Source organism: Nonomuraea sp. B1E8, from assembly GCF_039871515.1.
Lineage (GTDB): Bacteria > Actinomycetota > Actinomycetes > Streptosporangiales > Streptosporangiaceae > Nonomuraea.
In genome coordinates this window covers 152,647-166,767 of sequence record NZ_JBDPLS010000002.1, presented here as the reverse complement: position 1 = coordinate 166,767, position 14,121 = coordinate 152,647, and the positions used below count along the sequence as shown (strand labels likewise).

Sequence of the window (14,121 nt, the reverse complement as noted above, 5' to 3'; positions counted from 1 at the left end):
TTCGTGGCCTAAGGGGAAGAGTGGTCGCAAGAGGCCCGCTGCTCTACGAGCGGATCATCGATTACGTGCTGGACGAGATCAGGCGGGGCGCCCTGGTCCCGGGAGACCGCGTCTCCTCCGAGATGGAGCTGGCCGAGCAGTTCGAGGTCAGCCGCATCACCTCGAAGCGCGCCCTGGAGCTCCTCCGGCAGGCGGGCGTCGTCGAGCGGATCCGCGGCAAGGGCTCGTTCGTCGCCGGCGAGCTGCCCGACCTCGACCAGCTCGCGATCCCCGCCCAGGGAGCCGCGGCCGAGCGCGCGGCACCGGGTGAGCGGGCTCCAGGAGCGATCGCGCTGATCTATCCCGACGCGTCGGAGGCGTACGGTCTCGAACTGCTCGCCGCCGTGGAGGAGCGCTGCGCCGAGCACGGGATCGCCCTCGTGATCAAACGCACCCGCGGCGACCAGGCGGAGGAGGAGCGCGCGATCGCCTCCATGGTGGACGGCGGCCTCGTCGACGGCCTGATCGTCTTCCCCGTCCACGGCGAGTACTACAACGCCCGCCTGCTGCGGACCATCCTCGCCGGCTACCCGCTGGTGCTGGTCGACCGCTACCTGGCGGGCATCCAGGCCTGCGCGGTCCACACCGACAACGTGGCGGCCGCCCGCACCCTCACCGACCGCCTGCTCGACCTGGGGCACCGGCACATCGCGTTCGTCTCGCCCCCGCCGGAGAACACCTCGAGCATCGAGGAGCGGCTGGAGGGCTTCCGCACCGCCCTGGCGGGGCGCGGCCTGCCGCTCGGCCACCAGCACCTGCTGACCGGCCTGTCCAGCACCCTGCCCGGCGCCTTCAGCGCGGAAAACGTGCGGGCCGACGTGGAGCGGGTCCGCGCCTTCCAGGAGCGCGAACCCGAGGTCACCGCGTTCGTGGTCTGCGAGTACAACCTGGCGCGCGTGATGGACCGGGCCGTGGCGGCCCCGCCCGGCCGCGTCAGGCCCCTCATCGCCTGCTTCGACTCCGCCGGCGACCCCGTCGCCGGGCCCGCCTTCCTGCATGTGCGCCAGGACCAGCGCGAGATGGGCAGGCGCGCGGTCGACCTGCTGCTCGCCCAGACGCGCGGCGAACCCGTCCCCTCGCGATCCATCGTCCCCTTCACGATCGTCGAGGCCCACGACCAGCGCGAGCCGCGCTAGAAGCGGCCCCCGGACGCAAGGACCACACGCAACGACGAACGGAGAACGCCTGGTGTCGACCGAGCCCGATCCCCGCACGCTCTGGAACGACCGCGCCGACGTGGCGCAGCGCAGCCTGGATCACTATTTCGCCGCCCCCGGACGCCAGCTGTACGACAACTGGCACCCGCTGGGTCCCGGCGACAACGACGTCTTCAACTACTGGTGGCTGGCGCACGCCCTGGACGCGCGGGTGGACGCGTACGAGCGGACCTCGGACCCGTCGTGGCTGGACCGGGCCGGGGAGATCCACGACAACATCCTCGCGCGCAACGACGGCTCGCTGTTCAACGACTACTTCGACGACATGCTCTGGTTCGGCCTGGCGATCCTGCGGCTGGCCGACGCCCGCGGCGACGACGGGCTGCGCGCCGAGGCGGCCGCGATCTGGCGGCACGTGCTGGACAACGGCTGGAACGAGCACGAGGGCGGCGGGATCGCCTGGCGGGTGCCCCAGCCGTACTACAAGAACACCCCCGCCAACGGCCCTTTCGTGCTGCTCTCGGCCCGCCTGCACCGGCACACGGGCGACCCCGCGCAGCTGGACTGGGGGCGGCGGGCGATGGACTGGCTCGAGCGGGTGCTGGTGCGGGCCGACGGGTTCGTCCACGACGGCATCAACCGGCGGCAGGACCACGTCATCGACGAGCAGTGGCGCTTCACGTACAACCAGGGTCTGTACATCGGTGCCTGCGTGGAACTGGCCGGCGCTCTGGGGGATGACGACTACCTGCGGCGCGCCACCAGGACGGCGCGCACGGCCCTCGCGGAGCTGACCACCGACGGGGTCTTCGCCCACGAGGGCGGCGGCGGTGACGAAGGGCTGTTCAAGGGCGTCTTCTACCGGTACGCCCGCCTCCTGGTGGACGCGGCGGACGTGCCGGACCTGCGGGACTTCATGCTGGCCAGCACCGAGCGGCTGTGGCGGTCGTGCGCCCGCGACGGCACGATCCTGGCCGGGCCGGTGTGGACGCGCGCGGCGGACGCCAAGGTGCCCCTGTCGGCGCAGCTGAGCGCCGTCATGGCCACCGAGGCCTGCGCCGCCCTCGTCTCCTCCCCTGTCGCCCCCGCCTGACCGGTCAGGCGGGCCGTTCCTTCTCCCCGCGGGGCCGAGCCGGCGGGGAGGGGGGTCAGTCGGAGGTGGTGGTGCGGCGGCCCCGGGCCGGGGGTTTCTTGCGGCCGGCCACCAGCGTGTCGCCCGGCGCCGGCGCCGGGTCCTCGCCGCTCTTCTGCTCCCCGGAGCGCGGACGCGGGTGCGGCGCCGTGTCCTCCGTGGCCGGCGTCTCGGGCGCGGGCTCGGATTTGCCCGTCTTGGTGGGCTTATCCCGAGTGTCCGGCTTCTCCGGCTTGGAGGGTGCGTCGGGTTCGCGTAGGGAGGCGATGACGTTGTCCGCCTCCCTGTCGGCGGCGAACTCGTCCGCCGCCTCCGACTCCCGCCGCCGGATCACCACCATGTGGTCCACCGAGGCCCGCCCCGCCCCCACCACGGCCAGCAGCAGGGAGGCCGCGCCGAGGAGGATCAGCTCATTGAGGCTGATGGGGTTGAGCGGCGGCGCGACCAGGAAGACGGCGAGCGCCTCGGCGAAGAGGATCAGCCCGGTGACGGAGACCGCCAGCCCGGCGATCAGTAACGCGCCGCCGATGAGCTCGGCCAGCATCGTGATCGGGGCCCAGGCGCCGGGTGCGGGGGCGCCCTGTTCCAGGAACTTCTCCCCGGTGATCTTCAGCCCGTCTTCCAGCTTGGCCCAGCCGTTGGCGAAGAAGATGCCGCCCACGCCGATGCGGGCGACTAAAGCGGCAATATCGCTTAGGGCCTGTTTCACGGTAGTTGTCTGCCCTAATCGGGACATGGCACACCTCAATCACGGCTGAGCAACGTGGCCACCGCGACGGCGGTCAGGCTCAGCAGAACGACGCTCACGACCACGGTCGTGTGCAGGGCGTTGACGAAGGCCCACCGGGCGGCGTCGAGCAGCGCGCCACCGGCGCGGCCGCCGATCTCGTCCGCGACGTGCGCGGCCGAGGCGAGCGACTGCCTGGCCTTGTCCATGCCGCCCGCGGACACTCCGGGCACGGCGGGCAATGCGGGGGCGTACACGATCGCGGTGATCGTGCCGAGCACGGCCACGCCCAGCCCCGCCCCCAGCTCGTAGGCGGTCTCCTCGATGGCCGCGGCCCCACCCGCCTGGGACTCGGTCGCCGACGACATGATCGTGTCGGAGGCGGCCAGCAGCGCCACCTGCACCCCGAAGCCGATGCCGACGAAACAGATCGCCAGCATCACGGGGTGGCCTTCGACCCCCCAGCTCAGCGTGGGTGTCAGCGCCAGAGCGACGAGGCCGAGACCGCCGCTCATCGTGGCCCGCATGCCGATCCTCGGCAGGATGTGGGCGGCGGCGAGCCCGCCGGAGATGGCGGAGATGACCAGCGGCAACATCCGGACGGCGGCGCGCAGCGGGCTGTCGCCGAGCACGAGCTGAAGGTACTGGGCGAGCATGAGCTGGAGCCCGACCAGCGCGAACACGCCGAGCAGCACGCCCGCGACCCCTGTGGCGAACTCGCGCCGCCGGAACAACCCGATCTCCAGCAGCGGCGCAGGCAGCCGCGTCTGCCGCCGGACGAAGGCGGCCAGCAGCCCGAGCCCGGTCAGGAACACCAGCACGGACGCCCACAACGGCATCAGGCTGCCCGAGCCCGCCTCCTTCAGCCCGAACGCCAGCGCCAGGATCCCGAGCACGGAGAGCACGGCGCTCATCGCGTCCCATGGCCGGTCCTTGTGCTCGCGCGAGTCCGGCAGCAGCCGGACGGCGGCGGGCAGCAACACCAGCAGGATCGGCACGTTGATCAGGAAGACCGCGCCCCACCAGACGCCGACGAGCACGCCGCCGACGAGCGGCCCGACGGCCGCGCCAGCGGCGGCGACCGCGCTCCAGACGCCCAGCGCGATGGCCCGCTCGCGCCGGTCGGTGAACACCTGGCGGATCAGCGACAACGTGGCCGGCATGATCATCGCGCCGCCGACGCCGAGCAGCGCCCTGGCCAGGATGAGGGTCAGCGGGGTCGGGGCGAACGCCGCGCCCGCCGAAGCCAGGCCGAACAGCGCGAAGCCGCACAGGACCATGCGTTTGCGGCCGTACTTGTCGCCCAGCGTGCCGAACATGATCAGCAGGGGCGCGACCACCAGCGAGTAGATGTCGATGATCCACAGCAGCTGCACGGCGGAGGGTTCGAGCGCGGCCGTGAGCGCGGGCACCGCGATGTGCAGGACCGTGGCGTCAACGGTGATCAACAGCAGGCTCAGGCACAGGAGCACGAGGATGGACCAGCGGTGGTCCCGGTGCTCCCGATCCGCAGTCCGTACGAAAAGTGCGGCCTGTGTGACGGTCATGGGCCTCCTTGCAGGCCGATCCGTGTCCAGGGCCCGCACGTGCTCTCCAGGTCGGCGCGTGGGACCACGGCTCGGCACTCGCTCCTCCCGAGGCCCCGCGCCCGGCTCCTCCGCTCCGGCTTGCGTGGCAGCTTAGGCCATGTCAGGCACTTGTCGTAGCGGTATCGCCTGATCCAGGGTCACACACGAACCTCTCTAGAGAGATACAGCCATATGTCGGTATCTATCCAACGATCATTCGCGAAGCGATCATGGGACCGTGGGGACCGATCAACATGGCAGAAAAGGCAATCTTCCCGACCGGTCCTCCCGCGAGTGGTGTGCCGAGGCCCTGGCCAGGCTGAACGCCGGCCGTCCCGCCTCCGCGCTCGACGCCGCCCGGAGGGCGGCCGACCTTGATCCGTCCGCCGAGTGGGCGCACCGGCTCATCAGCCTCGCCCACGAGCGGCTGGGCCGCGACGCCGACGCCCTGCCCGCCGCGGAGCGGGCCGTCGAGCTGGCCCGCGGCTCCTGGCCGGCCCGCCTGCGCCTGGCCTCGATCCTGCGCCGCGTGCCCGGCCGCTGGGGCGACGCGGCCGAACACGCCACGCTGGCGGGGAAGTTCGCGCCCGAGGAGGCCGGCCCCAGGGTCCTGCTGGGCGACCTGGCCCTGCTGCGCGGCGATCACGCCGCCGCCGAGCGGTCCTACCGCGCCGCGCTCGCCACCGAGCCCGGCCACCCGCAGGCCCGCGTGAACCTCGGCCTGTCGCTGCTGCGCTGGGACCGCCCCCGCCCGCACCACGACCCCGCATGGCCGGTGCACCCGCGCGACACCGGCAGGGCGAGGCGCGCCCTGGAGGTCTGGTCCCGCCAGGCGCGCCTGCTGGTCGCCGTCGCCACGGTCGCGATCGCCGCGGCCGCGCTGCTGACCGGCTGGGGCGCGCAGGCCGAGCTCGGCGGCTTCGCGGTGCTGGCCCTGCTGGTGCCGCTCACGATCAGGCAGGCCAGACGGGTGGGCCTGTGGCGGTACGTGCGGCCGATGCTCCGCCGGGACCCCTGGCTCGGCGCGCACCTCGTCTCGGCGGCGGTGTCGGTGGCGGCGTTCGCCGCCTGGCTGCTGGTGGCGGCCATGCCGGCGCTGCCGGCCGCGTTCGACCCCGTCTGGGCCGGTCTGGCGGGCATCGCGGTGCTGGGCTGGCCGGCGCTGGCCGCCGTACGCGCCCTGGCCGAGGCGTGGCGGGGCCGTCCGCTGCGGGCGCTGGCCGCGTCGGCGCGGGCCCAGGAGAGCGAGCGCACCGCCAGGCGGAACACCGGCGTGACACTCTGGATCCTGCTCGTCAGGACCTGGACGGTGCTCGTTCCGCTGCTCGGCGGGGCCCTCGCCGTGGAGCCCAGGGCCGCGCTGGCGGCGGTCGCGGTGCCGTACCCGATGGTGCGCGGATACCTGCGCGCCCGGCACCGCGGAAACAGGTGGCTGCTCGCCGCGACGGGCCTCGTCGTGCTGTCCGCCGTGGCGAGCGCGGCGGGCGGGCTGCTCGGGTCGGCCTGGGCGTGGCGGACCGGGCTCGGAGGTCTGGGCGTGGCGATGGCCGTGTTCCTGGCCCGCGCGGCGCGCGCGTGGTGGCGCGGCGGCGCCGGCCCGTGGCGGGCCTCCCTCCTCATGTGCGACCTGCCCATGGGCGCCGAGCCGTCCGTCCCGCTCGGCCCGGAGGTGCGCCAGACCTTCTCGTACGCCCGCAGCATCGTCCTGTCGTACGCCGACTCCCTCGGTCCCCGGGTCGCGGGCGCGGTGGCGTCCGTCACCTCGTCGGGCGAGCTGCGGCTGATCGCGGAGACGGAGGCCTGGGACGCCATCGAGGCCGACCCCAGGGTGGCGGTGTTCGCCACGGACCCGTTGCAGCGGCGCTTCTGGGTGGAGGTGCGCGGGGTCGCCCAGGCCGACTCGGACGTCCTGCGCATCACCCCCAAGCAGGTGTTCCTGGGCGAGTTCCCCGGCCGCCACCAGCGCCGCCAGGCCTGAGCGTGCCCGCGCGCCGGCGGGCCAGGGCGCGGCCCGCCGATCCCGCGTAGAATATTGTTCTATGGACGTCCTGCGCACGCCTGAAGAGCGCTTCGCCGGCCTGCCCGGCTTCCCCTACGAACCCCGCTACGCCGACGTCGCCGACGGCCTGCGCATGGCCTACGTCGAGGCGGGCCCCGCCGATGGCGAGCCCGTCGTGCTGCTGCACGGGGAGCCGACCTGGTCGTTCCTCTACCGGCACGTCATGCGGGAACTGGCCGCGGCCGGGCTGCGCGCGATCGCCGTCGACCTCGTCGGGTTCGGCCGCTCCGACAAGCCGGCCGACCTCGCCGCGCACACGTACGCCAGGCACGTGGAGTGGACCCGCGCCCTGCTGTTCGACGCGCTCGGCCTGAGCGGCGTCACCGTCGTCGGCCAGGACTGGGGCGGGCTGATCGGGCTGCGCGTCGCCGCCGAACACCCCGGGCGCGTCGCCAGGATCGTGGCCGCCAACACGGGCTTGCCGACCGGTGACATTCCCCTGCCCGAGGTGTGGCACCAGTTCAAGGCCACCGTGCTCAAGGCCCCGGTCCTGGACATCGCCCGGCTCGTGCAGGCGGGCTGCAGGACGCGGCTGACCGAGGAGGTCCGCGCGGCCTACGACGCGCCGTTCCCGGGCGAGGCGTACAAAGCGGGGCCGCGGGCCATGCCCGGCCTCGTGCCGATCACGCCCGACGACCCCGCCGCGCCCGCCAACCGCGCTGCCTGGCAGGTTCTCACCACCCTCGACCGGCCGTTCCTGGTGGCGTTCTCGGACGGCGATCCGATCACCGGCGGCATGGCGCCGATCCTGCTCTCATCGATCTCCGGCACCTCCGGCCTGCGGCATCCCGTGATCGAGGGCGCCGGCCACTTCCTCCAGGAGGACGCGGGCACCGCGCTCGGCCGCCACGTCGCCGCTTTCGTGACCTCCACCTAGCGTGTCAGGACCGCCCAATCGCCCGTCCGGTGCGGTATAACCGGGGGCGGACCGGGGAGGCGTGATGCGTGAGTCCGACAGGGCCCAGGCGGCGGGGCGGGCCGCGGCGCGGGATCTGTTCGAGAAGGTGCGGCAGCGTTACTACCAGATTCCCCCCGCCGTGCGCCGGGTGCTCTACGTGCTCGTGCTGGTCGCCGCCATGGGCGTGGGCGCCGCACTCGGCTGGGACCTGCTGCGCACCTTCCCGCTCGTCCTCCTGGCGCTCGCGTTCGTCGCGCTGACCATGCGCTTCCCGCGCGCCGCCGCCACCGCCCTGGTGGTCGCGGGCTGGATGGTGCTGGCGCTCCCCCTCTTCTCCGGGCTGTTCCCGGCCGGCTCGGGCTCGGTGCACCTCTTGGTCGGGCTGGCGCTGCCCGTGGCGGCCGGCGCCCATCTGATCCGCTGGGTGACGCCGTGGGTGAGCACGCTGGTGGCGCTCGCCCCCGCGGGCCTGCTCGCCGTCCCGCTCTCCTTCGCCTCCGAGAGCGTCTCCGTCTGGGCCGCGTACGCCACCGCCCTCGCGGTGCTGATCCACCGCTTCGTGCTGGCCCGCAAGGCCAAGGCCGAACGCGCGGCGGCCGAGGAGCAGCAGGTCCGGGTCAGGGTCCGCGAGGGCAGGCCGGAGTCGCCACAGGACAGATCCGCCGCGCCGCCGCAGATCTCCGTAGAAGAGGCGCTCGGCGAGCTGGAGAGCATGGTCGGCCTGTCGCCGGTCAAGGAGCAGGTGCGCTCGATCGCCGCCTCCATCGAGGCGTCCAGGCTGCGGGCCGAGGCCGGCTACACGACCGGCCGGCCCACCAGGCACTTCGTCTTCGTCGGCCCGCCCGGCACCGGCAAGACCAGCGTGGCCCGCGCGCTGGCCAAGATCTTCTACGCGTTCGGCCTGCTGGAGACCCCCTACGTCGTCGAGGCGCAGCGGGCCGACCTGGTGGGCGAGTTCCTGGGCGCCACCGCGATCAAGACCAACGAGCTGGTCGACCGCGCGCTGGGCGGCGTGTTGTTCATCGACGAGGCGTACGGGCTGGTCAACTCCTCCGACGGGCAGCCCGACAGGTTCGGCGCGGAGGCGGTGCAGACCCTGCTCAAGCGGGCGGAGGACGACCGCGACCGGCTGATCATCATCCTGGCCGGCTACGAGCAGGAGATGGGCTCGTTCCTGTCCAGCAACCCCGGCCTGGCCAGCAGGTTCGCCACGCGGGTGCGCTTCCCCGGCTACTCCCCCGCCGAGCTCGTCGAGGTCACCGAGCTGCTGCAGAAGCGCAGGGGCGACACGATGGGCGACGACACCAAGCGGGTGTTGCTCGGCCTCTTCGACGACGTGCACCGGCGCGGCCTGGTCGACGAGCTGGGCAACGCCAGGTTCGCGCGCAGCCTGGTGGAGGCCGCCGCGCAGGCCCGCGACGTGCGCGTCGTGGGCGCGGGCGGCACTCCCACCACGCACGACCTCGTCACCACCACGACGCCCGACGTCACCAAGGCGTTCGAGGAGCTGACCGCGCGGTTCCGCGGCTACGTGGCCACGCCCACGCTGGAGGAGGCGCTGGCCGACCTCGACGGGATGGCCGGCCTGGAACCGGTCAAACGGCAGGTGCACGCCATCGCCGCCCAGCTCCAGGTAGCCAGGATGCGGCAGGAGCGCGGGCTGCCCACCCCGCCGCAGATGCGGCACTTCGTGTTCGCCGGCCCGCCCGGCACCGGCAAGACCACGGTCGCCAGGGTGCTGGGCCGGGTGTTCGCCGCGCTCGGCCTGCTGGCCAGGCCCGACGTCGTCGAGGCGCACCGGGCCGACCTGGTCGGCCAGCACCTCGGCGCCACCGCCATCAAGACCAACGAGCTGGTCGACCGGGCGCTGGGCGGGGTGCTCTTCATCGACGAGGCCTACAGCCTGGTCAACCCCGGCTACCAGGGCGGCGACGCGTTCGGCGCCGAGGCCGTGCAGACCCTGCTCAAGCGCGCCGAGGACGACCGCGACCGGCTCGTGATCGTGCTGGCCGGCTACCAGCGCGAGATGGACTCCTTCCTGGCCACCAACCCCGGCCTGGCCAGCCGGTTCAACCAGCGGGTGGCCTTCCCCAGCTACTCCCCCTCCGAGCTGTCCGAGATCGCGGTGCTGCTCGCCGAGCGGTCCGGCGACTCGTTCGACGAGGAGGCGCTGCGCCGGCTCGACGAGGTGTTCGCCTGGGTGTGCGAGGAGCGGCTGATCGACGGGCTCGGCAACGGCCGCTTCGCCAGGTCGCTGTTCGAGCGCGCCGCCATGCGCCGCGACGTCCGGCTGGCCGCGCACGCCTCGCGTGGCGGTTCGGCCAGCTCCGCCGACCTGACGACGATCACGAGCGAGGACGTCCGCACCGCCGTGGACGAACTTTCCGGCCGGTAATCCACCACGACGCTCACCCTGTGTAGCAAGATGAACACGATGGGTGGCTCGGCGTCGAAGGGGGAGCGATGGCGGGGTTCCTGGCCCGCAGGTTGCTCAACTACGCCGTGCTCGTCGTGGTGGCCGCCAGTCTCGCCTACCTTCTGGCGGCCACAGCCCTCGACCCCCGCTCCAACTACGCCGACCGCACGCCGAAGCCCCCGGCCGCCGTGGTCGACGCCCAGCTGACCGCGCTCAATCTCAACGACAGGACTCCCCTGCTGCAGCGCTACGCCACGTGGGCGGCCGGCGTGCTGCACGGCGACTTCGGCAGGTCCGTCGCAGGCACGCCGGTCAACGACGACCTCCGGCGCCGCATGGGCGTGACCTTCCGGCTGGTCGTGCTGGGGCTGGTGTGCGGGAGCCTGCTGGGCGTGCTGGCCGGCGCGCTGGCCGCGGCCCGGCAGTACGGATGGTTCGACCGCCTCTCGACCGGCCTGTCGTTCGTGGTGCTCGCCGTACCGGTGGTGGTGCTGGCCAACATGCTGATCCTGGCGGCCACGTGGGCCAACGAGCACCTCTTCGGCCGCCAGGTGTTCCTCATCAGCGGCGAATACAGCGACGGCCTCGACACCGGGTTCTGGGGCCACGCGCTCGACCGGATGCAACACCTGATCCTGCCGACCGTCTCGCTGTCGGTGGGGCTCATCGCCGTCTTCAGCCGCTACCAGCGCAACATGATGCTCGACGTGCTGGGCGCCGACTACGTGCGCACCGCCATGGCCAAAGGGCTGAGCAGGGGCAGGGCACTCGTTCGCCACGCGCTGCGGACCGCGCTCATCCCCGTGGCGACCTACTTCGCGTTCACGTTCGGGACGTTGCTGACGGGGGCCACGTTCACCGAGAAGATCTTCGGCTGGCACGGCCTGGGCGAGCAGCTGATCAACTCGATCTTCCGCAACGACGTCAACACCGTCGCCGCCATCTCCCTCCTGGCGGCCGTCGCCGTGTTGTGCGCCTCGCTGGCCGCCGACCTGCTGCACGCCGCGCTCGACCCGAGGGTGCGGGCGCGATGACGCTCTCCGAGGAGGAACTGGCCGAGGAGCTCCACGACGGCGTCATGGCGGGCGCGCCGTCCAGGACGCGCCTGATCGCCGGGCGCTTCTTCCGCTCAGGGCAGGGGCGGCTCGGGTTCGCGGTGCTGGCACTGATGTTCCTGCTGGCTTTCGCGGGGCCGCTGATCAGCCCATGGAGCTACCTCGACAAGGACTTCACCGCGTTCCTGCAGCCGCCGTCGCCCGACCACTGGTTCGGAACGCTCCAGACGGGCGCCGACGTCTTCGCGGTGACGCTGCGCGGCATGCAGAAGTCGCTGATCGTGGGGCTGCTCGCGGCTCTGGTGTCCACGGCGCTGGCGGCCGTGGTCGGGGCGTTCGCGGGCTATTTCCTGGGATGGACCGACCGGACGCTGACCTGGGTGAGCGACCTGCTGCTGGTGCTGCCCGCGTTCCTGGTCCTGGCCATCATGTCGCCGCTCTTCGGGGCGGGTCAGTGGCCGCTGTTCGTGATCACGCTGGCGCTGTTCCTGTGGATGGTGACCTCGAAGGTCGTACGCGGGATGACGATCTCGACGAAGGAGCGGGAGTTCATCCAGGCCGCCCGCTACATGGGCGTGCCTCCCGTGCGGATCATCTTCCGCCACGTGATCCCCAACCTGTCGTCCCTGCTCATCGTGGACGCCACGCTCAACGTCAGCACCGCGATCCTCACCGAGACCTCGCTGTCGTACTTCGGGTTCGGCATCCAGCCGCCGGACGTCTCGCTCGGGACGCTCATCGCCGACGGCTCGCGCACGGCCGTCTACGCGCCGTGGACGTTCTGGTTCGTCGCGGGGCTGCTGGTGGTCACCGTGCTCGCGGTCAACCTCGTCGGCGACGCCCTGCGCGACGCGTTCGACCCCTCGTCGAAGAGGGCGCGATGAGCCCGGTGCTCGACGTGCGCGACCTCAGCGTGTCGTTCGGCGGCGTGCCCGCCGTGCGCGAGGTGAGCTGTGCCGTACGCCGCGGCGAGGTCCTCGGCATCGTCGGCGAGTCGGGGTCGGGCAAGTCGGTCACCTCGGCGGCCGTCATGGGGCTGCTGCCCCCGGGCGCGCACGTCACCGGGTCCGTACGCCTGCACGGCAGGGAGCTGATCGGCGCGCCCGCGCGGGAGCTGACCTCCTGCCGCGGCAAGGCCATGTCGATGGTGTTCCAGGACCCCCTGTCCGCGCTGACGCCCGTCTACCGGGTTGGCGACCAGATCGCCGAGGCCGTGCGCGTGCACCAGCGGGTCGGCAAGGAGGCGGCCCTGGTCAGGGCCGTGCAGCTGCTCGACCTCGTCGGCATCCCGCACCCCTCGGAGCGGGCGCTCGCCTTCCCGCACGAGTTCTCCGGCGGGATGCGGCAGCGCGTGATGATCGCGATGGCCATCGCCAACGACCCCGATGTGATCATCTGCGACGAGCCGACCACCGCGCTCGACGTGACCGTCCAGGCGCAGGTGCTGGAGGTGCTCAAGAAGGCGCAGCAGAAGACCGGCGCCGCCATCATCATGATCACCCACGATCTCGGTGTGGTGGCCGGTTTCGCCGACCGGGTGCTGGTCATGTACGCAGGCCGCCCGGTCGAGGTGGGCGGCGTGGACGACGTCTACTACCGGACGCGGATGCCGTACACGGTGGGGTTGCTCGGCTCGATCCCGCGCGTCGACGAGGGCGGGCGGCGGCCGCTGAGGCCGATCGAGGGCAGCCCGCCGTCGCCGGCCGCGCTGCCGCCCGGATGCCCGTTCGCGCCGCGCTGCCCGATGCGGATCGACGCGTGCGAGGAGCGCGAGCCCTCGCTGTTCGAGGTGGGCGACGGGCACAGCGCCGCGTGCATCCGCTGGAAGGAGGTGGCCCCGTACGCCGCGGGCACGCCCGAGGTCCCCCGCGCGGCGCCCCGGCCGCCGCGGCGCCCGCAGCGCGCGGTGCTGGAGGTGCGCGGCCTGGTCAAGGACTATCCGCTGCTCAAGGGGGCGCTGTTCAGGCGCAGGATCGGCACCGTGCACGCGGTGGCCGGGATCGACTTCGACCTGCGCCAGGGCGAGACGCTGGGGCTGGTCGGCGAGTCGGGCAGCGGCAAGACCACCACGCTGACACAGATCCTCGAGCTGGCCCGGCCGCAGCAGGGCAGCATCACCGTGCTCGGCCACGACACCGCCCGGCTCGACGCCGCGCGGCGCACCGGGATCCGGCGCGACATGCAGGTCGTCTTCCAGGATCCGCTGGCCTCGCTCGACCCGCGCATGACGGTGCACGACATCCTGGCCGAGCCGCTGCGCACCCACGGGCAGCGGCGTCCAGGGCGGCGGATCGCCGAGTTGCTCGCGCTGGTCGGCCTCGACCCCTCGCACGCCGCCCGCTACCCGCAGGACTTCTCCGGCGGGCAGCGGCAGCGCATCGCCATCGCCCGCGCGCTCGCGCTGGAGCCCCGGCTGCTGGTGCTGGACGAGCCGGTCTCGGCCCTCGACGTGTCGATCCAGGCCGGCGTGATCAACCTGCTCGGCTCGCTCAGGGCCAGGCTCGGCCTGTCCTACCTGTTCGTGGCGCACGACCTGGCCGTGGTGCGCCACATCGCCGACCGGGTGGCCGTGATGTACCTCGGCAGGATCGCCGAGATCGGGCAGGTGGACGCCGTCTACCAGGCTCCGATGCATCCGTACACGCAGGCCCTGCTGTCGGCGATCCCGCTGCCCGATCCGGTGCGTGAGCGCGCGCGGGACCGGATCCTGCTCGAAGGCGACCTGCCCAGTCCGGCCGACCCTCCGACGGGCTGCCGCTTCCGCACCAGATGCCCGAAGTTCCGCGCTGAGCTCACCGGGGACGAGCGCAGGCTCTGCGTGGACGTCGAGCCCGAGGTACGCCCGCTGGGCGCGGACCAGCGCGCGGCCTGCCACTACGCCGAGCGGCGCGACGTCGTATGACCACCAGGAGGTAATCGCTCGTTGACATCCTCCCGGCCCTGAAAGAACCGGGATTCCAGCCGTCGCCGACTGGCCTTCCTGCTTCACCGCCGGTCGCCCGCCCGAGAAAGGGAACTCTCGTTGAGGTCTTACACCAGCTCCACAGGCGTTTCACCTCTCCGCAAGCCC

At 72.6% G+C, this 14,121-nt stretch carries 10 protein-coding genes; 8 read left to right on the top strand and 2 right to left on the bottom strand.

Annotated features, from left to right (window positions below):
- Window positions 1-20: 20 nt before the first annotated feature.
- Window positions 21-1,175: a substrate-binding domain-containing protein gene (locus tag ABGA98_RS09780; protein ID WP_347617871.1), complete on the top strand. Its 1,155-nt coding sequence runs from the start codon at window positions 21-23 to the stop codon at window positions 1,173-1,175.
- 52 nt (window positions 1,176-1,227) lie between these two features.
- Window positions 1,228-2,289, top strand: a complete 1,062-nt coding sequence (locus tag ABGA98_RS09775; RefSeq protein WP_347617870.1) for a glycoside hydrolase family 76 protein — start codon at window positions 1,228-1,230, stop codon at window positions 2,287-2,289.
- A gap of 55 nt (window positions 2,290-2,344) precedes the next feature.
- Here ABGA98_RS09775 and ABGA98_RS09770 read toward each other — a convergent pair whose 3' ends face one another.
- Both ABGA98_RS09770 and ABGA98_RS09765 read right to left on the bottom strand, forming a co-directional pair.
- Entirely contained in the window at window positions 2,345-3,037 is a 693-nt protein-coding gene (locus tag ABGA98_RS09770; protein WP_347617869.1) for a DoxX family membrane protein, read from the bottom strand.
- Window positions 3,038-3,072: 35 nt separating this feature from the next.
- Window positions 3,073-4,602 (bottom strand): MFS transporter, encoded by a 1,530-nt coding sequence (locus ABGA98_RS09765; RefSeq protein ID WP_347617868.1) that lies wholly within the window; start codon window positions 4,600-4,602, stop codon window positions 3,073-3,075.
- Window positions 4,603-4,861: 259 nt separating this feature from the next.
- On the opposite strand from ABGA98_RS09765, the gene ABGA98_RS09760 reads away from it, so the two are divergent.
- The 6 genes from ABGA98_RS09760 to ABGA98_RS09735 all read left to right on the top strand — a co-directional run bounded on the left by ABGA98_RS09760 (window position 4,862) and on the right by ABGA98_RS09735 (window position 13,953).
- Entirely contained in the window at window positions 4,862-6,601 is a 1,740-nt protein-coding gene (locus tag ABGA98_RS09760) for a hypothetical protein (RefSeq protein ID WP_347617867.1), read from the top strand.
- A 61-nt stretch (window positions 6,602-6,662) separates the two neighbouring features.
- The gene (locus ABGA98_RS09755) at window positions 6,663-7,559 is read left to right on the top strand and encodes a haloalkane dehalogenase (RefSeq protein ID WP_347617866.1); all 897 of its coding nucleotides are present in this window, start codon (window positions 6,663-6,665) and stop codon (window positions 7,557-7,559) included.
- 64 nt (window positions 7,560-7,623) lie between these two features.
- On the top strand, window positions 7,624-9,975 hold the full coding sequence (locus ABGA98_RS09750) for an AAA family ATPase (protein WP_347617865.1): 2,352 nt from the start codon (window positions 7,624-7,626) through the stop codon (window positions 9,973-9,975).
- A 68-nt stretch (window positions 9,976-10,043) separates the two neighbouring features.
- Window positions 10,044-11,030 carry an ABC transporter permease gene (locus ABGA98_RS09745; protein WP_347617864.1) on the top strand — a complete coding sequence of 329 codons (987 nt, stop codon included), beginning with the start codon at window positions 10,044-10,046 and terminating at the stop codon, window positions 11,028-11,030.
- A complete protein-coding gene (locus tag ABGA98_RS09740; RefSeq protein ID WP_347617863.1) occupies window positions 11,027-11,935 on the top strand; it encodes an ABC transporter permease in 909 nt (302 codons plus the stop codon). The genes ABGA98_RS09745 and ABGA98_RS09740 overlap by 4 nt, the downstream gene beginning before the upstream one ends.
- A complete protein-coding gene (locus ABGA98_RS09735; RefSeq protein ID WP_347617862.1) occupies window positions 11,932-13,953 on the top strand; it encodes an ABC transporter ATP-binding protein in 2,022 nt (673 codons plus the stop codon). The genes ABGA98_RS09740 and ABGA98_RS09735 overlap by 4 nt, the downstream gene beginning before the upstream one ends.
- Window positions 13,954-14,121 lie beyond the last annotated feature (168 nt).

Bases quoted from the DNA above. Each gene is read 5' to 3' on its own strand.
- ABGA98_RS09750 (WP_347617865.1), top strand. From the start codon at position 7,624: ATGCGTGAGTCCGACAGGGCCCAGGCGGCGGGGCGGGCCGCGGCGCGG.
- ABGA98_RS09745 (WP_347617864.1), top strand. From the start codon at position 10,044: ATGGCGGGGTTCCTGGCCCGCAGGTTGCTCAACTACGCCGTGCTCGTC.
- ABGA98_RS09755 (WP_347617866.1), top strand. From the start codon at position 6,663: ATGGACGTCCTGCGCACGCCTGAAGAGCGCTTCGCCGGCCTGCCCGGC.
- ABGA98_RS09765 (WP_347617868.1), bottom strand. From the start codon at position 4,602: ATGACCGTCACACAGGCCGCACTTTTCGTACGGACTGCGGATCGGGAG.
- ABGA98_RS09740 (WP_347617863.1), top strand. From the start codon at position 11,027: ATGACGCTCTCCGAGGAGGAACTGGCCGAGGAGCTCCACGACGGCGTC.
- ABGA98_RS09735 (WP_347617862.1), top strand. From the start codon at position 11,932: ATGAGCCCGGTGCTCGACGTGCGCGACCTCAGCGTGTCGTTCGGCGGC.